The organism is Microbacterium sp. NC79 (assembly GCF_019061125.1).
Lineage (GTDB): Bacteria > Actinomycetota > Actinomycetes > Actinomycetales > Microbacteriaceae > Microbacterium.
In genome coordinates this window covers 1,823,556-1,845,228 of record NZ_JAHQYI010000001.1, presented here as the reverse complement: position 1 = coordinate 1,845,228, position 21,673 = coordinate 1,823,556, and the positions used below count along the sequence as shown (strand labels likewise).

Genomic DNA, 21,673 nt, shown 5'->3' with positions numbered 1-21,673 from the left:
GTTGACCCTATGATTTGGCTATGCGAAGAAGCTTGTGGGGTATCGGAACCGTCCTAGCGGTGTTGTCGTTGGTTGCGTGTGGGCCAGTACCGAACCCCGCACCGGGTGCAAGTTCTGTGGCGCCGACAGCCACGAGCGCGCCATCTGAGAGCGCGTCACCGACGCCGTCGTCGACCGCCGCTGTCGCGACCAACTCGTTCAACGGTGACTGCACGAACGCATTCTCCGACGCTGAACTCGGTGCGATCTTCGGTGTCGCGATGGTCGACCATGGCGTGAACTGGTCGATCGGTCAAGAGGAATCGTACGGAGGCTTGAAGTGCACCTGGTGGTCGGACGACGGGAAGCTGGGTGCCATCGTGGTTCTCACGGCGCTACCTGCGGCAGTTGTTCCGGACGAGGTCGTCGAAGGGGTGGAATGCTCAGGCGGATATTTCTGTGAAGCGACCATGGTCACAGCGCAAGGGTGGTACTCCATAACCGTCTCCGGGAGCGCGACCAGCGAAGAGGCGGGCGTTGCTCAGTCTCTCCTCGAAATGGCAGCACACCGCGGCGATGCGCTGCCGGCGCCGGTGATCCCTGCAGTGACGACGGCGACGTGGGAACGGCCGACTCCTGAGTGTGTCGACCTGGGAGTGCTGATCGCCGCACCCGATGGCTCGCCGATCACAAACGAGGGCGAGAACCCGAAGCGCGACTCACTCCTGCGGCCGCTCTATGATCTGCTCGGCAAGGAGTGCAACTTTTCTATGCCCAACCCCGATCCGGACGGCACGAGTAATGAGGTCAGCTTCACCGTTACCGTCGTGCCGGGAGGCGCCGTCGCATTCGACGCTGGAGTCATCAGCGGTAAAGGCACGCCGCTGGAAATTACTAACGGCGAGGCCGCCGCAGTTTTGATGCCAATCATCTACGAGGGCAGTTCGGCTGTTTTTGCGACAGACGGAACGAACACCGTTGCGATTGAGGTCGCGATGCATGCTGAGGCGTCAGATTTCGGATGGGTAGCAGAGCAACTCATTGACGGGCTTGCACCCTAGCGCGCATACTTTCGTCTAACTCGGGAGAGTGAGTCGAATGCGCAAACTGGTGTGGAGTGGGGCGGCGCTCGTCGCGATGTTGTCACTGGTCGCGTGCGGGCCCGCATCGAGCCCGACACCGAGCACGAGCTCTGCAGCGCCCACCACCACGAGCGCCCCATCGGAGAGCGCATCACCCACACCGTCGCCCACCGACACCGAACCGGTTTACGCGTTCAACGGCGATTGCACGAACGCGTTCTCTAACATCGAGCTGGCCACTGCCTTCGACCATGCCATGACAGACCTCGGCGTGAACTGGTCGGTTGGGCAAGAAGAAGCGCTTGGCGGCGTGAAATGCACATGGTGGGCCGACGACATGTATCTCGGCGCCGTCGTCGTCTTGACGGCCCTTCCCGTGGTAGCGGCACCGGATTCTGTCGTTGATGCCGCGCAGTGTGTAGAAAACAATTGCGAAGCAACCATGCTCACTTCGCAGGGCTGGTACTCGATGGTCACCTTCGGAAGCCTGACCAGCGACGACCCTGCCATCATTCAAGGCCTTCTTACGCAAGCCGCGGAGCGCGGCGACGCGCTGCCGCAACCCGTGGTTCCGCAGGCGACGGCTTCGACATGGGCGAGACCGCCCATTGCCTGCGCGGATCTTGCCGAGCTTCTCGTTCCGCCCGACGGCTCGCCGATCACGCTGGTGGTCGAAGACACGGCAGACTCATCGCTCCTGGCCCCGCTCTATGCAACGCTCGGCAACTTCTGCACCTTCTCGATGCCCAGCTCCGATCCGGAGAGCTTGGGTGTCGAGCTGATGTTCAGCGTCACGGTCGTACCCGGAGGAGCCGTCGCCTTCGACGACGGCGTCATCAGGGGCAAGGGTGTGCCGGTGCAGATCGCGAACGGCGAAGCCGCGGAGGTCGTCATGCCGTTTGTCGCAGAGGGCAACATGGGCATTTTTGCCACCGACGGAACCAACACGGTTGCGGTCGCGGCACCCCATGAGCTCGCGCCGACCGAATTCACCTGGGTTGCTGAGCAACTCATCGACGCGCTCGCGCCCTAGCATTCACCCCTTCGCCACCTGGGGGGTGAGAGGGTGGAGGCATGAGCACGACGGATATCCCTGAGAACGACCTGACACCTGAACTCATTGACGACATCGATCGTCTCATCGGTGACGCGGGAATCTCCAACAACCGCACGCTCATCCGCCGCATCCTGACGTCAGGCCTGCAGCTCGGCACGGACGACACCGACCGTCTCGACCTCAAGATCACGTCGGCATCGCTCATCGAAATGCGCAACGCTTTCCGACTCTTCGCGCCGTATCACGACGTTGCCAAGGCGACGATTTTTGGTTCCGCTCGCACGCAGCCAGATTCTGCCGCCTACCGCGCCGCCCACGATGCGGCCGCTGCCCTCGCGCGCGACGGCTGGATGGTCGTCACCGGTGCTGGCCCCGGCATCATGCAGGCCGCAGCCGAGGGTGCGGGCCCTGACATGTCGATCGGTGTCTCGATCCGTCTGCCGTTCGAGGAGAAGGCCAACGAGATCATCGGACAAGACCCGAAGCACGTTGCGATGAAGTACTTCTTCACTCGCAAGCTCATGCTGGTGAAGGAATCGACCGGTTTCATTTGCGTTCCCGGCGGCTTCGGAACCCTCGACGAAATGTTTGAACTGCTCACGTTGCAGCAGACCGGTAAGGCAGAGCCCGTGCCGATTGTGTTGCTCGATGAGCCAGGGGGAGTGTTCTGGAAGAACCTCGAACACTACATTCGTGACACCATGATGCCTGCGGGTGTCATCTCTCCTGACGACCTGGACCGCGTGCTGATCACCGATTCGGTCGAAGAAGCGCACGCTGCCATTGTCGGCTTCTGGCGCAACTACGACTCACTCCGCTGGGTCGGCGACACGCTCGTGTTGCGACTGAAGCATGAACCGACGGACGCGGAGATCGCCGATCTCAACGAACGCTTCGGGTTTCTGCTCAAGGAGGGTGCGATTCGCCGAGTGGCACCGTTTGCTCCCGAGAAGGCAGACCGCGACAAGCTTGATTTGCCGCGAATCGCGCTGGTACTTAACCAGTTCAAGGTCGGGTCGCTCTTCCAACTCGTTAACGCAATTAATCAGCTCCCGTCTATCGGTGCCTAACCCTTCCAGGAGGTCGTGTGGAGCCAGAGAGATGCCATGGGAAGGGTGTGGAGATTTCGAGTGCGGAGGCATCCGTTAGAATAGTTCGATGCCCCCACCAGGGCCAGAGCTAAATACGGAGGCCGTTATGGACATTGATCTCTCGCTGTTACGCACGATCGAGCGTGAGAAGGAAATTCCCTTCGCTGAGCTTGCGCACATTATTGAGCAGGCCGTGTTGACCGCCTACGCCAAGCACACGTCGCCAGACGACGAACTTCCCGACGGCGCTCGCGCATCGCTTGACCACAAGACCGGCCACGTCGCGGTGTACATTCCTGTCACCGACGAAGAGGGCGCGGTCATTGGTGAAGAAGAGACGATGCCAGCTGACTTCGGTCGCATCGCCGCCTTCGCAGCCAAGCAGGTCATCAGCCAGCGTCTGCGCGACATTGCTGACGACGCGGTTCTCGGTGAGTTCCGTGCCAAGGAAGGTGACATCGTTGCCGGTGTCATTCAGCAGGGCCCGAACCCCAAGATGATCCACGTCGACCTCGGCACGGTCGAGGCGATCTTGCCCCCAGAAGAGCAGGTCTCCACGGAGGAATACACTCACGGTTCGCGCCTGCGTGTGTACGTGACGAGCGTTTCTAAGGGCAACAAGGGTCCGCAGATCACCGTGTCACGCACCCACCCGGGTCTCGTCCGCAAGCTCTTTGCACTCGAGGTTCCGGAAATCGCGCAGGGTCTCGTTGAGATCGTGTCGCTCGCTCGTGAAGCCGGCCACCGTACCAAGATTGCCGTCGTCGCCAAGGACTCGTCGATCAACGCGAAGGGTGCATGCATCGGTGAGATGGGTCGCCGCGTGCGTGCCGTCACAGAAGAACTCTCCGGCGAGAAGATCGACATCATCGATTACAACCCCGAGCTTGCTGCCTTCGTCGCGCAAGCGCTTTCGCCCGCCAAGGTTACGAGCGCCTTCATTCTGGACGCACAGACGAAGGCCGTTCGCGCCCTCGTTCCGGACTACCAGCTTTCTCTCGCCATCGGCAAGGAAGGTCAGAATGCACGTCTGGCCGCTAAGCTCACCGGCGCCAAGATCGACATCCAGCCGGACTCGATTCTCGACGAGAACTAGCCCACGCATCCGCGCCTCGCGCCCCGCCGCACCGCTGGCGGCGCGCGAGTAAACGCGGGGGAGGTGTAAGATGGAACCCGTACGAACGTGTGTCGGATGCCGATCACACGATTCTCGCTCCTCGCTTCTGAGGGTCACCATCCACGAAAACCGCCTCGTCATCGACGAGCGGAAGGCGCTGGGCGGGAGAGGATCGTGGGTGCATGACGAGGCCGAATGCCTCGCCAAGGCCATCCAACGCAAAGCGTTCGTGCGGGCACTGCGAGTATCGGGTTCGCCCGACACACAGACCATCGAGAAACGGCTGAACGGCTATGGAAACAAAGTGAACGGCTCGAAATGAGACCCGTCCGCCAATAGGTCTGCCCTGCCTGGGTAGACCCAGACAGGAGAATCAGTGGCTGCCAAACCACGCGTGCATGAAATTGCCTCCGAATTCGGAGTAGACAGTAAGCATGCATTGGCCAAGTTGAAAGAACTTGGCGAGTTCGTGAAGAGTATTTCTTCAACGATCGAACCCCCCGTCGCGCGTAAGCTTCGCGCTGCGCTCGAGGCGGAGGGCGCCGCGGCGTCCGCCGCTCCCGCTCCGGCAGCTGATGCTGCCGCTAAGACTCCGGCTAAGCCGGCGGCTGCGAAGCCCGCCGCAGCGAAGCCCGCCGCAGGCGCAGCTAAGCCTGGCCCGAAGCCTGGCCCCAAGCCCGCGCCGAAGTCGGCACCTGCGCCTGAAGCGCCTGTTGCTGAAGCCCCCGCGGCTAAGCCTGCTGCAAAGCCGGCGACCGAAGGTGGCGCTACGGCTGCGAAGCCCGCACCGAAGCCCGGTGCCCCGGCACCGAAGGCTCCGGCACCGGCACCTCGTCCCGGTGGTGCTCCACGCCCAGGCAATAACCCGTTTGCTTCTTCGCAGGGTATGGGTCAGCGTCCCGCTGGTCCCCGTCCAGGCAACAACCCCTTTGCTTCCGCACAGGGCATGGGCCAGCGCCCGACGCCGGGTAACATCCCGCGTCCGCAGGCTCCGCGCCCCGGCTCCCCGCGTCCGGGTGCCCCGCGCCCCGCTGGCGCAGGTCGTCCCGGTGGTGGCGGCGGTCGTCCCGGTGCACCGTTCCAGCAGCGTCCTGGTGGCGCTGGTGGTGCCGGTCGTCCCGGTAGTGGCGGTGGCGGTTTCCAGCGTCCAGGCGGAACCGGTGGTCCCGGTGGTGGCGGCGGCTTCGCCGGTCGCCCTGGCCCCGGCGGCCGTGGTCGCGGTGGCACAGCTGGCGCCTTTGGTAAGGGTGGCGGCAAGTCGAAGCAGCGTAAGTCGCGTCGCGCAAAGCGCCAAGAGTTTGAAATGCGGGATGCGCCGCTCGTCGGTGGTGTCAACGTTTCGCGCGGTAACGGCGAGACGATCCGCCTGCGTCGCGGCTCGTCGATTTCTGACTTCGCAGACAAGATTGAGGCCCTGACGGGTTACACGGTTCAGCCGGGTACCCTCGTCACGATTCTCTTCAACCTCGGTGAGATGGCGACCGCAACGGAGTCGCTCGACGAGGCAACGTTCGAAGTACTGGGTGCTGAGCTCGGCTACAAGATCGACATGGTTTCGCCTGAGGACGAAGACAAGGAGCTCCTTGAGGGCTTCGGTCTTGACCTTGACAGCGAGCTGGCTGAAGAAGACGACGAAGATCTCGAGATTCGTCCGCCGGTTGTCACCGTCATGGGTCACGTTGACCACGGTAAGACCCGCCTGCTCGACGCCATTCGCCAGACCAATGTGGTCTCGGGCGAAGCCGGCGGCATCACGCAGCACATTGGTGCGTACCAGATCTGGACCGAGCACGAAGGCATCGAACGTGCAGTGACGTTCATTGACACCCCGGGTCACGAGGCGTTTACCGCTATGCGTGCTCGTGGTGCTCAGGTCACTGACATCGCGATCCTCGTTGTCGCGGCCGACGACGGTATCATGCCGCAGACGGTTGAGGCTTTGAACCACGCTCAGGCAGCTAATGTGCCGATCGTGGTCGCAGTCAACAAGATCGATAAGGAAGAGGCAAACCCCGCCAAGGTTCGTCAGCAGCTGACCGAGTATGGTCTGGTTGCCGAAGAATACGGTGGAGATGTCATCTTCGTTGACGTCTCGGCGCGCAACAACATCGGTATCCAGGAACTGGTTGACGCTGTCCTGCTGACGGCTGACGCTGGTCTTGACCTCCGCGCAAACCCGAACAAGGACGCCCGTGGTGTCGCTATTGAAGCCAAGCTCGACAAGGGCCGTGGTTCGGTGGCAACCGTGCTCATCCAGTCCGGAACCCTGCGCGTCGGCGACGCCATTGTTGCTGGTACCGCTTATGGCCGCGTTCGCGCCATGATCGACGAGAACGGCGAGGCTGTCGACGAGGCATACCCGTCGCGTCCCGTCCAGGTGCAGGGTCTGAACTCTGTGCCGCGCGCCGGTGACACGTTCATCGTGACCGAGGAAGACCGTACGGCACGTCAGATCGCTGAGAAGCGTGAAGCTGCTGCCCGTAACGCTCAGCTCGCGAAGGCTCGTAAGCGTATTTCGCTTGAAGACTTCACCCGTGCTCTCGAAGAGGGCAAGGTCGAGTCGCTCAACCTCATCATTAAGGGTGACGTTTCTGGTGCTGTTGAGGCCCTTGAAGAGTCGCTCCTGAAGATCGAGGTCGACAACTCCGTTCAGTTGCGCATTCTGCACCGTGGTGTGGGTGCGATCACGGCGAGCGACGTTGACCTGGCGACGATCGACAACGCCATCATCGTTGGCTTCAACGTCCGTCCGGACGTCAAAGCTCGCGAGCGCGCACAGCGCGAAGGCGTCGACATCCGCTTCTACTCGGTTATCTACTCGGCAATCGATGACATCGAGAGCGCGCTTAAGGGCATGCTCAAGCCGGAGTTCGAAGAGGTTCAGTCGGGTGTCGCAGAGGTCCGCGAGGTCTTCCGTTCTTCCAAGTTCGGAAACATCGCCGGTGTTATCGTGCGCTCGGGAACCATTACCCGAAACGCAAAGGCACGCGTCATCCGCGATGGCGTTGTTGTTGCAGACGGCCTGGCGATCGAATCGCTGCGTCGCTTTAAGGACGATGTCACCGAGGTTCGTACGGACTTCGAATGTGGTATCGGTCTTGGCAAGCACAACGACATTCAGATTGGCGACGAGATCGAGACCACCGAAATGGTCGAGAAGCCCCGCGCTTAATGTCTAATGCGAGGCCGCGTGAGTCGAAAGGCTCACGCGGCCTCGTCATCTCATGCAGTACGCTCCGAACAGATCTGTTGCCACATGCGGCACAAGAGGAGGACACCATGGCTGGTGAACGTCAAGGACGATTGGCCGACCGCATCCGCGTCATTCTTGCGGAACGCCTCGACAAGGGTTTGCGCGACCCACGCCTCGGCTTCGTGACCATTACAGAAGTGCGCGTCTCGGGCGACCTTCAGCACGCGTCGGTCTTCTACACGGTGCTTGGCACCGATGAAGAACGTGCGTCAAGTGCGGAGGCTCTCACGGCGGCAACGGGCATGCTCCGCAAGGAGGTGGGCAAGCACCTCGGTGTGCGCCTGGTTCCGACGCTGGAGTTCATCTCCGACGCGCTTCCGGAGACGGCCGATCACATTTCGGCCCTGCTTCGGGAGGCTCGCGAACGCGACGCCGAAGTGGCGGGTCTTGCCGCGAAGGCTCAGTACGCCGGTGACGAAGACCCGTATCTCAAGCCGCGCGAAGACGCTGACGAAGACTAAGAACGCCGTGACCGCGCAGCGATAGCAATCGCTCGGGTTGCATCACAAGGGCCGCCCCGATGTTATCGAGGCGGCCCTTGTGTGATCTCAGTGACCGATGATCGGGAATGAACCCGTCGGCGTCTCTCCGTCGTCGTAAACCGAGGCGAAGCGAGCGCGCTGTTCTGCCTTACCCACGGAGAACCAGAACTTGATGAGGTGAATACCGGAGTTCACGAGCATCTCTTCAAACTCAATCGCAGAGCGAGTGAACTCCAGGTACTGCTGCGGTGAGCAGTATCCCATCACGCGTTCGACACCGGCACGGTTATACCAAGAGCGGTCGAACAACACGATTTTCGCCGCCGGTGGGCAGGTGGGCAACATAGCGCTGAAAGGACCACTGCGAGAGCTCACGCTCGGTCGGTACTTCGAGAGCCACGACGCTCCGGTGTTACGTCGACAGCGCCACTCTCAGCGATGTCGAACTCGGGTGTCTTTGTGGGTTCGTTCTTCATGACGATCCTTCGCAATATCGCTGGTAACGCTCCTTTAATCCTTTTACTAACCACGGAGAATTGATCAGGTCGGGCGGTGTTTTGTGCAGGAGTGTCATCACTGCTGAGCACCGAACTGGACGCGGCAACATCACCCGTACCGCCAGCCCGTCAGCCTGAGCTTCGAGTGAAGCGTGGGTCAAGCACGGCAGCGATGCCGACCAGTGCGGCTCCGACCCCGAGCGCGAAGGCAAATCTCATGGTTCCGCTCACAACCGCAATGGTTCCGAGCACAGCGACGCCCAGCCCGCTACCCAGCGCAAAGCCGACTTCTTGGATGGCGCCCACCTGGCCGGCCTGCTCAGGCTCGGTCGCGTCGAACAGCGCAGCGGCGGTGAGCGTGCCGATAACGCCGTAGCCGAAGCCAGCGAGCAGGAGCGGAACCATGAGGCTTGCGGGGTCAGTGGCGAGCCACACCAAGCCGATGGCTTGGATGGCGAGGGCGACGATCGTCAGCGCATTGCTACTCATCCAGCGCAGGAGAGTCGGCGCAAGCACGCCGCCGAGTGCGATCATGATGGCCTGCGGCAGAAGCGCGAAGCCGGCCATCAGCGCGGTTTCACCACGTGCATCTTGGAGGTGCAGGCTGACCAGATAGACGGTCGCAGCCGACGCTCCGGTGCTCGCGATGATGCGAAGGTAAGCGACTGAAAAGCTACGAATCCGAAACAACCCCACGTCGATGAACGGGTCATGGAGCCGGAGCTGGCGGCGTACGAACACAACGCCAGAGACACCGCCGACGACGCCCATCGCGATCGCAGGCAGCGGCTGGGTTGCCACATGCTGCAGGGCATACACGATGCCGCCGAGCGCGATGATCGACGTCACGATGCTCAGCGGATCCCAGTGCGGCGGCCGCGTGGTTCGGGTGTTGGGAACCAAAAGGAGCGCGAGAATGAGAGCCACGATGGCGAGGGGGATACCACCGTAAAGCGTCCACCGCCAACCGGGGCCCGCCGCGAGGATTCCGCCAGCAACAGGACCGAAAGCGCTTCCGGCACCGAAGGTTGCCGTCCACAGTCCGTAGGCCAACACTCGCTCGCCCGGATGAAAAACCGCTCCGATCGTGGAGACGACGCTCGCGATGACCGCTGCCTCGCTGGCGCCAAGCAGCGCTCGCATCGCAATCAGCACGATCGCGGAGTCAGTCATTCCGCCGATCAGGTTGAACAGTGCGAATCCAGCGAGACCCACAACCATCACCGTGCGTCGACCAAATTGGTCACCAGCACGGGCCGCGATCACGAGGGTGACGGCGAGTGCGAGGGGATAGATGTCGACAATCCAGATCGCGGCCGCGTCTGTCATGTGGAGGTCTTGACGCATGGCAGGCAGCGCCGTCGTTGTCGCGCTGATGGCGAGCGCCCCGATGAGAACGCCGAGGAGCATCGGAACCATGGCAAGCCATGTGCGCGCCGCGGATCGTTGAGCGGAGGGTGAGGTCACCGCCCTATTCTTGCGCCTCGCGGTCAACCGCAAGACCACCGTGGTTGTCGAGTGTGGTGGCGTGCCGGAGAGATGTCGTCTTCGTCGTTACGCTCGCACACTCGCTGGCGCAGTGTCGCGTGCTTGAGGCGCGTCGCCGGCGAGGTGGGCCATATCGCCGTCGGTTTCGATGAGTCCGTCGGCGAGCAGCGACAAAATGGCGCGGTCGCGTTGGGTGGGGTCGGGCCAGTCAGCAATGATGGCGTCGACGAGAACGCCGGAACCATGGGTGCGGCGGAGCACGGCGAGCACAGCACCGCGGGCTTGGCGGTCAGAACCCTCGTACTTGGCCTGCTTCGGGCGCGTGTCACCGGTATCGGGGTAGCCAGCAGCGCGCCAGGCACACTGCGCCGTCAGTGGGCACTGTTCGCAACGTGCGGCGCGGGCGGTGCACACCACGGCGCCCAATTCCATCGCCGCAGCGTTCACCAGTTGCGCAGCCACCGGTTCCGCCGGCAAGATCTCCGACATCGCGGCGAGATCACGCTTAGCGGCGGGGCCGGGCTGACTCTTGCCTTCAACGGCGCGCGCGAGCACGCGGCGGGTGTTCGTGTCGACGACCGGAACCCGCTCGCCATACGCGAAGGCGGCGACGGCGCGCGCGGTGTAGTCGCCGACGCCCGAGAGTGCGAGCAGCGCGTCTACGTCGCACGGTACGACGCCGTCGTGGCGGTCGGTGATCTCCACCGCCGCTTGATGCAGCCACATCGCGCGCCGCGGATACCCGAGATTCGCCCATGCGCGTACTGCGTCAGACGGGGGAGAGGCAGCAAGATCTGCCGGCGTCGGCCACCGGGTGAGCCATTCCTCGAGTCGAGGAATCACGCGGGTCACCGGTGTCTGTTGCAGCATGAACTCGCTGACGAGAATGCCCCAAGCGCCAAATTCCGGGTGACGCCACGGCAAGTCGCGCGCATTCTCGCGGTACCAGTCGATGAGCGGAGAAGCGAGAGGATGCACCCTTCCACTGTAGGCGCGAGACCCGCAGAGGGCCGTAGGCTAGGAACATGCGTCTGCCCATTAACCCCGTGACCACGCTGATGCGTGAGCTCCGCGGTGAACTGCGCCAGCTGTACCCGGCCGGTCGCATCATTGTCTTCATCGACGGCATCGATGCGCCCGCCGTGGATTCGTTTGCATCGCTCTTTGCTGAGGTCGTTGACGAGGCCGACACGGCTGCCTTTCACGCCCGTCTGCGTGACTTTCATCTCTCGCGCGCCGAGCAAACTGAGCGCGGCGTCACCGTTGATGAAGATGCGTTGCGTCGTGCGCTGATCGATCCGTTCCGGAGCGGCTCGCTGGACTCGGCGACGAGTGGATTTCAGCTCGGCACGTGGGATGCCGATCGCGATGCTCCACTGGAGTCGCGCTGGGTCACGGCGCCGTCAGACGCGGTGCTGATTGTGAGCGGAACCGGCGTGCTGGCACCGGAACTTCGCGGCATGGCGAACTGGTCGATCTGGCTGGAGACGGCAGAAGGCACCCTTGCTCGCCGCGCGGGCCGCTCGAGCGAACAGCCATACACAGAGGCGGAATTTACCTACCTGAAGAACGCGAAGCCCGCGGGTGCCGCTTCCGTCATGGTCGACAACACTGACGCTGCGGCGCCGGTTCAGATTTATCGAGACTTCTGCTGATGCTAACGAATGACAAGCCGCGTCCTGCGGCGCAGATTGTGCTGGTCGATAAGCCGGGCGGAATGACGAGTCACGATGTCGTCAGCCGCGCTCGCCGCGCGGTCGGAACCCGCAAGATCGGTCACGCAGGCACACTGGACCCGATGGCCACCGGCCTGCTCGTTCTGGGCGTCGAGGGCGGCACGCGCCTGCTCACGTACCTGGTTGGGCTCGACAAGACGTATGAGGCGACGATTCGCCTCGGCCAAGCGACCACCACCGATGACGCGGAAGGTGAGGTCACAACCTCAGCTGACGCGTCAGGTGTGCCGGCCAACGCAATTGCCGATGGCATTGCTGCACTGAGCGGAACCATTTTGCAGGTTCCGAGTTCGGTTTCTGCCATCAAGGTGGACGGCAAGCGCGCCTACGACCTCGTCCGCGCAGGTGAGCAGGTCGAACTGAAGTCGCGTCAGGTCACCGTTTCACGCTTCGATGTGCTCGCCGAGCGCCGCGACGGCGCGTTCATCGACCTCGACGTCGTCGTGGACTGCTCAAGCGGAACCTACATTCGCGCCCTCGCCCGTGACCTCGGCGACGCGCTGGGAGTCGGCGGCCACCTCACGGCATTGCGGCGCACCCACGTCGGCCCTTTCGACGTGAGCGGGGCAAGCGATGCCGACACCATTGGTTCCGTCTCGCTCACTCCTGCCACAGCCGCGGGCCTCGTGATGGCGACCGTGGTAACGACCGCAGACGAGGCGCGAGACTTGCGCCAAGGGAAGAAGATTGCGGGGGGAGACCGCTCGGCAACCTATCCCGCCGCTGCTGTTGACCCAGAAGGCGAACTCATCGGTATCGTCGACAAACGTGCCGACACCATCAAAAGCATCATGAATATGCCGGAGGTTCAGGCGTGATCACAGGGTTTACTTTCGCGTTGATCGGTATCGCGGCGCTCGCGGCAGTCATCTGCATCGTGATGGGGTTGATCGGCAAGGTTCCCAGCGACCTCACCGTTGGAGCGATCGTCGTCGTTGAGCTGTTGCTGATCGTCCAGGTCGTGATCGCGATCATTGCCCCGTTCGTTGGCAACTCTCCGGCAGGGAGCCTGCTCGAGTTTTGGACGTACCTGATCTCGGCCGTCCTGTTGCCGGTTGGTGGCGTGGTGTGGGCGTTTGTTGACCGCACAAAGTGGTCGACCGTCATCATGGGCGTTGTTGCCATGGCCGTCGCGATCATGGTGTGGCGCATGGAAGTCATCTGGACGGTCGGGGCGTCCGTTGCTGGAGCCTAAGATTGTCTAGTGACTTCTGAACTGACGCCCGCAAGCCGGCGCATGACCGGTATCGGTCGTGTCCTTGTGATCCTGTACGCGATCATGGCGCTCGGGGCCAGCGGGCGCTCGTTCGTTCAGATTGCGGAGAAGTTTAACGATGCGCCGCTCGCGTACGCGCTGTCGGCGGCATCAGCCATTGTGTACATCCTGGCGACGCTTGCCCTCATCTTTGCTGGCCGCTCCGGGTGGTACATCGTGGCCTGGATCGCGATTGTCTTCGAACTTGTTGGCGTGCTCGTCATCGGCACCCTCAGCATCGTCATGCCAGACCTGTTCGCGCACGACACCGTGTGGTCGTACTACGGCCGCGGATATGTTTGGATTCCGCTGGTTCTTCCGGTGCTTGGTCTCTGGTGGCTCACCACACACAAACCTGCACCAGCCACGACGGCATCGGAACGGGTGGCGGCATGATCGTCTTTACCGACCCGAACGAGATTCCCGCAGACTTTGGTCCGTCGGTCGTCGCAATCGGCAAGTTCGACGGTGTGCACACCGGCCATCGTCTCGTGCTGGAAAAGGCCATCGCTGATGCTCGCACGCAGGGGGCGAAGACAGTCGCCGTCACCTTTGACCGCAACCCGCTTGCGATTCTGCGTCCCGAGTTGTGCCCGACAGAGCTGGTTAGTCTCGCCCAGAAAATTGAGCTGCTTGGCGGAACCGGCATCGACGCCGTCTTGGTTCTGACGTTTGATGAGGCCATGGCGCGCGTACCTGCCGAAGAGTTCGTCGAACGAATTCTCGTCGGTACCCTGCACGCTAAGACCGTGCTGGTCGGCCACGACTTCCGTTTCGGGCACCGCGGCGCAGGAGACCCTGAGCTGCTTCGCCGCATGGGCACGGTCTTCGGCTTCACCGTCGATGCGGTTGGTGATGTGACAGATGCTGGCGACCGCGTGTCGTCCACCCGTATTCGCGAACTGCTTGCTGAGGGCGATGTTGCCGCCGCTGGCCGTCTGCTCGGCCGCCCGCACGCGGTCGAGGGCGAAGTTGTTCATGGGCTCAAGCGCGGTCGCGAACTGGGTTTTCCGACCGCCAACCTTTCCCCGCAGAGTCAGGGCGATGTTCCGGCCGATGGCGTCTATGCGGGTTGGCTTCGCGCAGCCGACGGTGTGCACCGCCGTGCCGCGATTTCGGTGGGGATTAACCCCACATTTGATGACGTCGAAATGCGTCAGGTTGAGGCCTATGTGCTCGACGAGACCGATCTCGATCTGTACGGACAGCACGTCGTCGTTGAGTTCGTCGACCGGATTCGTGGCATGGTCGCTTTCCGTGGCATTCCCGCACTCATCGAGCAGATGACTGACGACGTCACGCGCACCCGCGAGATCCTCTCTTAACCCAGCGCCTGGTTCCGGCCACTCCCAACCCGCCTCCTGGTCCTGCCCCCTGGTTCCGGGCGCTCCCAACCCGCGCCCTGGTTCCGCCCCCCTGGTTCCGTGGCCCCCTCCTTCTCCGCCGAAACACACTTTGGTCGGCGAGAAACATGCGGCCCGGTGGGGTTTCGCCGACCAGAATGTGTTTCGCGAATTGGTGGGGGCGGAACCACGTGCGCGGCCGGGGAGGGGATGGTCGCGCTGGTGCGCGCGTGCGCAGGGCGGGGTGCTCATATGTGCAAAGTGCGCAACTAATGTTGAATCGCGCGCGACGCGGGGCTACCGTTTAAGGGATGGACGAGCTACTTGCCGTGCGCGTCGCTGAACTCTATTACGAAGAGAACAAGACGCAAGATGAGGTTGGCGCCCTCCTGGGCATCTCACGCTGGAAAGTGGGACGCCTGCTGACCGCTGCCCGCGAAGCGGGCATTGTGCGGATCGAGATCATCCACCCGCGCGCACGCCGCCTCGGCTTGGAACGCGATCTGCGCGAACGCTTCAACCTTGCGGACGCCGTCGTGGTTCCGCGGCCAGAAGGCACCGATGCCGGGAGCGCTGTTGCGCAAGCCGGTGCCGACTATCTCGCCGCCATGCGTCCGGTGCCGAAGATTCTTGGCGTGAGCTGGGGGCGTACCCTCACCGCCGTTGCTGACCGGCTGCCTGAAGCGTGGGCAACGGGTGTGACCGTCGTGCAAATCAACGGTGGCGTGACGCTGAATCGTCGCGCTGGCACGGCGGCAACGCTCGCATCGACGATCGCGCAGAAGGGGCGTGGCGAGGTTGTGCTCTTGCCAGGCCCCGCCATCCTGGAACGCCGCGAGACGAAAGAAGCAATCATGGCCGACCGTACGGTCGCCGAAGTCTTCGATCTCGCCCGTCGCGCGGACGCCTACCTGTATTCGGCCGGCGTCGATGACTCGCACTCCGCGCTCATCGAAAGCGGCTACCTGCGCGGAAGCGACGTTGCCGTGCTCGCCAGCAAGGGGGCAGTTGGTGACATCACCGGACGCTATATCGATGCGAACGGAAACATCGTTGACCCCTCTCTCGACGCCCGCACCCTGGGCCTCGAACTCGACGCACTGCGCAACGCGGAACGCGGCATCTTCGTGGTGTCGGGTGAAGCGAAGCGCGACATTGCCCGGGCCGTCGTTGTGAACGGCCTGTGCTCCATCCTCATTACAGACGAGGGCACTGCCCGTGACCTGTTGGAGAACGAATGAACACCACTACTGACCTGGCGCTGCGCGCGCGGGCAGTCGAAATTCTCGGCGGCGAGCCGAGCAACGAAGCGTTGCGACGCTTCTTGCACGGCCTTCCAGGAGTCGACGCCGTCGGCCTCGAGCAGCGCGCCGCTGCCCTCGGCACCCGTTCGATCAAGACCACGTCAAAGGCGTGGGCGCTTGATCGCATCATCGAGCTGATCGACCTCACGACGCTCGAGGGTGCCGATACCCCCGGCAAGGTGCGCTCGCTCGTCGCGAAGGCGCTGCACCCTGACGCTTCTGACGCCACCTGCCCGCGCCCTGCCGCTGTCTGCGTGTACGGCGATATGGTTCCGCACGCTGTTGCCGCACTCGGAACCATGCACGGCGACCCCGACGACGGCAAGATTTCCGTCGCGGCAGTAGCGACGGCGTTCCCCTCCGGCCGCTCATCGCTTGCGATCAAACTGGCAGACACGGCTGAGGCCGTTGCCGCCGGTGCCGACGAAATCGACATGGTGATTGACCGCGGTGCCTTCCTCGCCGGCGACTACGCCTTTGTGTACGACCAGATCGTGCAGGTGAAAGAAGCGTGCCGCCGCGACGACGGATCCTACGCGTCGCTCAAGGTGATCCTGGAGACCGGCGAGCTCAACACGTACGACAACGTCAAGCGCGCTTCGTGGCTCGCGATTCTCGCAGGCGGCGACTTTATCAAGACATCAACGGGCAAAGTGCAGCCAGCAGCCACGCTTCCGGTGACGTTGCTCATGCTTGAGGTCGTGCGCGATTGGCACAAGCTCACCGGCGAGAAGATTGGCGTGAAGCCGGCCGGTGGAATTAGCTCCTCAAAGGACGCGATCAAGTACGTCGTGACCGTCGCTGAAACGCTGGGGGAGGAGTGGCTGGTTCCGCACCTTTTCCGCTTCGGCGCCTCGAGCCTGCTGAACGACGTGCTGATGCAGCGCCAGAAGATGACCACCGGACACTACTCCGGCCCCGACTACCTGACGATTGCGTGAGGCCAGCATGAGCTTTCTTGAATACGCACCCGCGCCCGAGTCGCGCTCGGTGCTGAACCTGCAGTCCGAATACGGACTCTTCATTAACGGCGAATTCCGTGAGGGCAGCGGAACCAGTTTCGCCAGCATCAACCCGGCAGACGAATCAAAAATCGCGATGATCGCGATGGCCGATGAGGCCGACGTCGATGCGGCGGTTGCTGCCGCTCGCACCGCGTTCGACAAGACGTGGTCGAAGATGAGCGGACGCGACCGCGGCAAGTACCTGTTCCGCATCGCCCGCATCATTCAGGAGCGCGCTCGCGAGCTCGCCGTCGCGGAATCCCTCGACAACGGCAAGCCGATTAAGGAAAGCCGCGACGTCGATGTTCCACTCGTCGCCGCCTGGTTCTTCTACTACGCGGGCTGGGCTGACAAGCTCGACTACGCGGGCCTCGGCGCGATTCCCAAGGCCCTGGGCGTTGCCGGTCAGGTCATTCCGTGGAACTTCCCGCTGCTGATGCTCGCGTGGAAGGTCGCGCCGGCGCTCGCCGCTGGCAACACCGTCGTGCTGAAGCCGGCCGAAACCACATCGCTGACCGCCTTGCTGTTTGCCGAAATCGTGCAGCAAGCCGGGCTGCCCGCCGGTGTCGTCAACATCGTGACAGGTGCCGGAACCACGGGTGCGGCGCTCGTGCGCCACCCGGACGTCAACAAGGTGGCGTTTACCGGTTCGACCGCGGTCGGCCGCGAAATCGCAAAGACGGTGGCAGGCACCGACAAGAGCCTGACGCTGGAGCTTGGCGGCAAGGCCGCGAACATTGTGTTCGACGACGCGCCGCTCGACCAGGCTGTCGAAGGCATCGTCAACGGCATCTTCTTCAACCAGGGCCACGTGTGCTGCGCGGGCTCCCGCCTGCTCGTGCAGGAGTCGATCCACGATGAGGTCGTTGATCGCCTGAAGACGCGCCTTGAGACCCTGCGCCTCGGCGACCCGCTCGACAAGAACACCGACATCGGTGCGATCAACTCCCGCGAGCAACTGGACCGTATTCGCGAGCTCAGCGCGGTTGGCGAGGCTGAGGGCGCCGAACGCTGGAGCCCGGCGTGCGAGATTCCCGACAACGGATTCTGGTTCGCCCCGACGATCTTCACCGGCGTGCAGGCTTCGCACCGCATCGCGCGCGAAGAGGTCTTCGGCCCGGTGCTGTCGATCCTGACGTTCCGCACACCGGCGGAGGCGATCGAGAAGGCGAACAACACGCCGTACGGCCTGTCGGCCGGCATTTGGTCAGACAAGGGCTCACGCATTCTGGCCGTTGCCGACCGCCTGCGCGCCGGCGTCATTTGGGCCAACACGTTTAACCGCTTCGACCCCGCAAGCCCGTTCGGTGGCTACAAGGAGTCGGGCTACGGCCGCGAAGGTGGCCGTCACGGCCTCGCCGCGTACCTGAAGGGAGCATCCGCATGAGCAAGCGACTCACGGTTCCGAAGACCTACAAGCTCGCGATCGGCGGCGCATTCCCGCGCAGCGAGTCAGGGCGCACCTACGAGGTGACCTCCCCGAGCGGCGAGTTTCTCGCGAACGCGGCCCTGGCATCGCGCAAGGACGCTCGCGACGCGGTGAAGGCAGCACGCGCCGCGGTGAAGGGCTGGTCAGGAGCGACCGCCTACAACCGCGGCCAGGTGCTGTACCGCATCGCCGAAGTGCTCGAAGGCCGTCGTGCGCAGTTCGTCGACGAGATCGTGCAGCAGGAGGGCGTCACTGCCGCCGTTGCCGGCGCGCAGGTGGACGAAGCCATTGACCGCTGGGTTTGGTATGCCGGCTGGTGTGACAAGTACGTTCAGGTGACCGGTAACGCTAACCCGGTCGCTGGCCCATACTTCAACATTTCGGTTCCGGAGCCCACGGGCGTCGTGGCTATTGTCGCCCCGCAGGATTCTGCGCTTCTTGGCCTGGTATCTGCCGTGGCTCCCGCTCTGGTTGCCGGCAACTCCGTTGTCGTCATCGCGAGCGAGAAGTATCCGCTGTCATCGATTTCGTTTGCCGAGGTGCTCGCCACGAGTGACGTGCCAGGCGGCGTCGTCAACGTGCTCACCGGTTCGCCAGCCGAAATGGCGCCGTGGCTCGCTTCGCACCAAGACGTCAACGCGCTCGACCTCGTCGGTGCCGACGGTCTGGACTGGGTCGACCTGCAACAGCGCGCCGCTGAAACACTCAAGCGGGTGTCTTCGCCCGAGCGCGGCGCGACGGCTGCGGCACCCTCGTTGTCGCGCATCACGTTCTTCACCGAGACGAAGACCGTGTGGCACACCAAGTCGATGATTTGAATCGCGACGAAAGCCCGGGATAGGCCACCGCCTTCCCGGGCTTTTGTGGTTCTCGTAACCGGAGCGCGAGCGTGCAATCGCGGAGATTCGAAAAATTTCTACCAATCGGGAATACCCCAGGGGGGTATACACTTGACTCTAGTGAGCGATAGCCCATCGCGACGAAATGACCTCAGAAGGAGCATCATGACCACCCAGGTTTACCGCGTTGAAGGCATGACGTGCGGACACTGCGCAGGATCGGTCACGACAGAAGTATCCGGCGTCGCCGGTGTGGAAAACGCGGTTGTCGACCTCGACGCGAAGACCGTCACCGTGACGGGTGCCGTGAGCGACGAAGCAGTGGCCGCGGCTGTCGCCGAGGCTGGATACACCTTCGCAGGCCGCGCATGAGTACGGCACTGCACACCGATGACGAGCTTCGCGCCGCGACTCTCGACATCGAGGGAATGACCTGCGCGAGCTGTGTGGCTCGGGTAGAAAAGCGTCTTTCCTCGGTCGCGGGTGTGCAGGCGGCCGTCAACCTCGCGACCGAATCAGCCAAGGTCTCCATTCCGGTCGGCGTGAGCGATGATGACCTCATCGCCGCCGTTGAATCGGCAGGTTACGGCGCACGCGTCCGTGCGGTGGGCTCTCAGCCTGCCGCCATGGACGAACACGACCACACCGACGAAGGCCGCACCAAACTCGGCACCAGGCTCGTTGTCTCTGCCATTCTTGCTATCCCGGTCATCGCAACCGGCATGGTTCCGGCCCTCCAATTCCCGGGCTGGCAGTGGATGGCCATGATCCTGACCCTGCCGATCGTGATGTGGGGCGGCTGGCCGTTCCACCGCGCCACCTTCCAAAACGCGCGCCACTTCACCGCCACAATGGACACTCTCATCACGCTGGGCACCTCTGCCGCGCTGATCTGGAGTGTCTGGGCGATGTTCTTCGGTACAGCGGGTGAGATCGGCATGACGCACGACGTCGTGCTGTTTGGTCCGGTGCACGATGCCACGTCGCTCGTCTACTTCGAAGTTGCCGCAGGCGTCACCGTCTTCCTGCTACTCGGGCGCTGGATCGAACATCGCTCGAAGCGTCGTGCGGGGGATGCCCTGCGTACCCTGATGAACCTCGGCGCGAAGGCCGTGACGCTCGCGACGGTCGCCGGGGCCGACGGCCCCACCGTGCCGATCGATGACCTTCAGGTTGGCGACCGCTTCGTCGCGCGCCCCGGCGAGAAGATTGCCACCGACGGTGTCGTGGTTTCTGGATCCGCCGCGGTTGACGCCAGCATGCTTTCCGGCGAAAGTGAACCCATCGCCGTGAGCGCTGGTTCCTTCGTGACAGGCAGCACGATCGCGACCGATGGCCGCCTCGTCGTTGAAGCAACAGCCGTGGGGGAGAACACACGCCTGGCCGCGATGGCTCGCCTGGTGGAAGAAGCGCAGACCGGTAAGAGCGCCGTGCAGCGCCTCGCCGACCGCATCTCGGGCGTCTTCGTGCCGGTCGTCATTGTGCTGTCCATCGTCACCCTCATTGCATGGCTGGTGTTTGATGGTTCCGTTGCCGCCGGCTTCACCGCCGCCGTGGCCGTGCTGATTATTGCGTGCCCGTGTGCCCTGGGGCTCGCGACTCCGGTCGCGATTTTGGTCGGCACCGGGCGTGGCGCCCAAATGGGCATTCTGATCACTGGGCCAGAAGCCATCGAGTCGGCCGGAGGCATCGACACGCTGTTTGCCGACAAGACCGGAACCATCACCACCGGAACCATGACGCTGGTTTCGGTTGCCACCGTCGACGGCGTCGACACTGGTGCGTTCGTGAGCAGCGTAGCGTCGGTTGAATCCTCTTCTGAGCACCCTGTTGCGCGAGCGATCGTGGCAGCCGCAACCGAGGTTCCGGTCGCCACCGATTTCACATCGGTTGCCGGCCGCGGCGTCAGCGGAACCGTCGAAGGCGTGCGCGTTTTTGCTCGCCGGTTGGACGCGGGGGAGCTGGAGACGCTGCCGGAGAACCTTGCGGCCGCGGTGCGGGCCGCCGGAACCACGACAATCGTTGCCGGGCGACTGAGCGATGACGCCGAAACGATCGAAGGCGTGCTGTTTGTCGCCGACGCGGTACGCGACGACAGCGCACTCGCGGTGCAGCAGCTGCAGAAGCTTGGCGTCGAAGTTCGCATGCTCACGGGTGACAACGAGGCGGCAGCGCAGCGCGCGGCGACCGCGGTGGGCATTGCCCACATCACCTCTGGTGTCACGCCGGAAGGCAAGATCGATGCCGTGCGCGCGGCACAGGCGGCAGGCAAGTCGGTCGCGATGGTGGGAGACGGCGTGAATGACGCACCCGCTCTTGCGGCCGCCGACCTGGGGTTGGCAATGGGCGGCGGAACCGACGCCGCGATGCATGCGAGCGACATCACGTTGGTGCGGCAGTCGCTGTCGGCCGCCGCCGACGCGATTCGGCTTTCGCGCAAGACGATGTCAACGATTCGCGGCAACCTGTTTTGGGCATTCGGATACAACGTTGCGGCCATCCCGCTGGCGGCACTCGGGCTGTTGAACCCGATGCTTGCGGGCGCCGCGATGGCGTTCTCCAGCGTGTTTGTTGTGCTCAACAGTCTGCGACTTCGTGCGTTTCGCTAACAAGCGCTGACCTTTGGGAATGTTTGGCCTAGGATGGGGCGTGGGGAATCTCTCGCCCCATCATGCTTTCCGCTGAAGCGGAGTCTGCAGATGGGCAGCGAAAGATCT

The 21,673-nt window shown here is 63.3% G+C and carries 20 protein-coding genes and 1 pseudogene; 18 read left to right on the top strand and 3 right to left on the bottom strand.

Annotated features, from left to right (window positions below):
• Positions 1-20: 20 nt before the first annotated feature.
• From KTJ77_RS08350 to rbfA, 7 genes are all read left to right on the top strand, one after another.
• Positions 21-1,040, top strand: coding sequence for a hypothetical protein (locus tag KTJ77_RS08350; protein ID WP_217337940.1), 1,020 nt, complete (start codon positions 21-23; stop codon positions 1,038-1,040).
• A gap of 37 nt (positions 1,041-1,077) precedes the next feature.
• Positions 1,078-2,094 carry a hypothetical protein gene (locus tag KTJ77_RS08345; protein WP_217337939.1) on the top strand — a complete coding sequence of 339 codons (1,017 nt, stop codon included), beginning with the start codon at positions 1,078-1,080 and terminating at the stop codon, positions 2,092-2,094.
• A 41-nt stretch (positions 2,095-2,135) separates the two neighbouring features.
• Positions 2,136-3,188, top strand: a complete 1,053-nt coding sequence (locus tag KTJ77_RS08340; protein ID WP_217337938.1) for a TIGR00730 family Rossman fold protein — start codon at positions 2,136-2,138, stop codon at positions 3,186-3,188.
• A 127-nt stretch (positions 3,189-3,315) separates the two neighbouring features.
• Positions 3,316-4,305, top strand: a complete 990-nt coding sequence (gene nusA / locus KTJ77_RS08335; RefSeq protein ID WP_217338407.1) for a transcription termination factor NusA — start codon at positions 3,316-3,318, stop codon at positions 4,303-4,305.
• A 70-nt stretch (positions 4,306-4,375) separates the two neighbouring features.
• Entirely contained in the window at positions 4,376-4,648 is a 273-nt protein-coding gene (locus KTJ77_RS08330; protein WP_217337937.1) for a YlxR family protein, read from the top strand.
• 72 nt (positions 4,649-4,720) lie between these two features.
• Positions 4,721-7,498, top strand: coding sequence for a translation initiation factor IF-2 (gene infB / locus KTJ77_RS08325; RefSeq protein ID WP_217338406.1), 2,778 nt, complete (start codon positions 4,721-4,723; stop codon positions 7,496-7,498).
• Between the two features lie 107 nt (positions 7,499-7,605).
• The gene (gene rbfA / locus KTJ77_RS08320; protein ID WP_217337936.1) at positions 7,606-8,040 is read left to right on the top strand and encodes a 30S ribosome-binding factor RbfA; all 435 of its coding nucleotides are present in this window, start codon (positions 7,606-7,608) and stop codon (positions 8,038-8,040) included.
• Positions 8,041-8,181: 141 nt separating this feature from the next.
• Here rbfA and KTJ77_RS08315 read toward each other — a convergent pair.
• From KTJ77_RS08315 to KTJ77_RS08305, 3 genes and pseudogenes are all read right to left on the bottom strand, one after another.
• Positions 8,182-8,464: pseudogene (locus KTJ77_RS08315) on the bottom strand (polyphosphate kinase 2); the annotation flags it as partial.
• Between the two features lie 223 nt (positions 8,465-8,687).
• Positions 8,688-10,025 carry an MFS transporter gene (locus KTJ77_RS08310; RefSeq protein WP_217337935.1) on the bottom strand — a complete coding sequence of 446 codons (1,338 nt, stop codon included), beginning with the start codon at positions 10,023-10,025 and terminating at the stop codon, positions 8,688-8,690.
• Positions 10,026-10,112: 87 nt separating this feature from the next.
• Positions 10,113-11,024: an A/G-specific adenine glycosylase gene (locus tag KTJ77_RS08305; RefSeq protein WP_367948869.1), complete on the bottom strand. Its 912-nt coding sequence runs from the start codon at positions 11,022-11,024 to the stop codon at positions 10,113-10,115.
• A 47-nt stretch (positions 11,025-11,071) separates the two neighbouring features.
• Here KTJ77_RS08305 and KTJ77_RS08300 point away from each other — a divergent pair, with 47 nt between their 5' ends.
• The 11 genes from KTJ77_RS08300 (at position 11,072) to KTJ77_RS08250 (ending at position 21,565) form a co-directional block, all read left to right on the top strand.
• On the top strand, positions 11,072-11,701 hold the full coding sequence (locus tag KTJ77_RS08300; RefSeq protein ID WP_217337934.1) for a uridine kinase: 630 nt from the start codon (positions 11,072-11,074) through the stop codon (positions 11,699-11,701).
• Positions 11,701-12,600 (top strand): tRNA pseudouridine(55) synthase TruB, encoded by a 900-nt coding sequence (gene truB / locus KTJ77_RS08295; protein WP_217337933.1) that lies wholly within the window; start codon positions 11,701-11,703, stop codon positions 12,598-12,600. The genes KTJ77_RS08300 and truB overlap by 1 nt, the downstream gene beginning before the upstream one ends.
• A complete protein-coding gene (locus tag KTJ77_RS08290; protein WP_217337932.1) occupies positions 12,597-12,977 on the top strand; it encodes a hypothetical protein in 381 nt (126 codons plus the stop codon). Before truB ends, KTJ77_RS08290 begins: the two co-directional genes overlap by 4 nt.
• A 42-nt stretch (positions 12,978-13,019) precedes the next feature.
• Positions 13,020-13,433, top strand: coding sequence for a hypothetical protein (locus KTJ77_RS08285; RefSeq protein ID WP_217338404.1), 414 nt, complete (start codon positions 13,020-13,022; stop codon positions 13,431-13,433).
• Positions 13,430-14,362 carry a bifunctional riboflavin kinase/FAD synthetase gene (locus KTJ77_RS08280; RefSeq protein ID WP_217337931.1) on the top strand — a complete coding sequence of 311 codons (933 nt, stop codon included), beginning with the start codon at positions 13,430-13,432 and terminating at the stop codon, positions 14,360-14,362. The genes KTJ77_RS08285 and KTJ77_RS08280 overlap by 4 nt, the downstream gene beginning before the upstream one ends.
• A gap of 329 nt (positions 14,363-14,691) precedes the next feature.
• Positions 14,692-15,621, top strand: coding sequence for a sugar-binding transcriptional regulator (locus tag KTJ77_RS08275; protein WP_217337930.1), 930 nt, complete (start codon positions 14,692-14,694; stop codon positions 15,619-15,621).
• On the top strand, positions 15,618-16,625 hold the full coding sequence (gene deoC, locus KTJ77_RS08270) for a deoxyribose-phosphate aldolase (protein ID WP_217337929.1): 1,008 nt from the start codon (positions 15,618-15,620) through the stop codon (positions 16,623-16,625). Before KTJ77_RS08275 ends, deoC begins: the two co-directional genes overlap by 4 nt.
• A gap of 7 nt (positions 16,626-16,632) precedes the next feature.
• Positions 16,633-18,075, top strand: coding sequence for an aldehyde dehydrogenase family protein (locus KTJ77_RS08265; RefSeq protein WP_217337928.1), 1,443 nt, complete (start codon positions 16,633-16,635; stop codon positions 18,073-18,075).
• A complete protein-coding gene (locus KTJ77_RS08260; protein ID WP_217337927.1) occupies positions 18,072-18,935 on the top strand; it encodes an aldehyde dehydrogenase family protein in 864 nt (287 codons plus the stop codon). The genes KTJ77_RS08265 and KTJ77_RS08260 overlap by 4 nt, the downstream gene beginning before the upstream one ends.
• A gap of 186 nt (positions 18,936-19,121) precedes the next feature.
• Complete coding sequence (locus KTJ77_RS08255) at positions 19,122-19,328, top strand: heavy-metal-associated domain-containing protein (RefSeq protein WP_217337926.1); 207 nt, start codon at positions 19,122-19,124, stop codon at positions 19,326-19,328.
• Positions 19,325-21,565 (top strand): cation-translocating P-type ATPase, encoded by a 2,241-nt coding sequence (locus tag KTJ77_RS08250; protein WP_217337925.1) that lies wholly within the window; start codon positions 19,325-19,327, stop codon positions 21,563-21,565. Before KTJ77_RS08255 ends, KTJ77_RS08250 begins: the two co-directional genes overlap by 4 nt.
• The last annotated feature ends 108 nt before the right edge of the window (positions 21,566-21,673 follow it).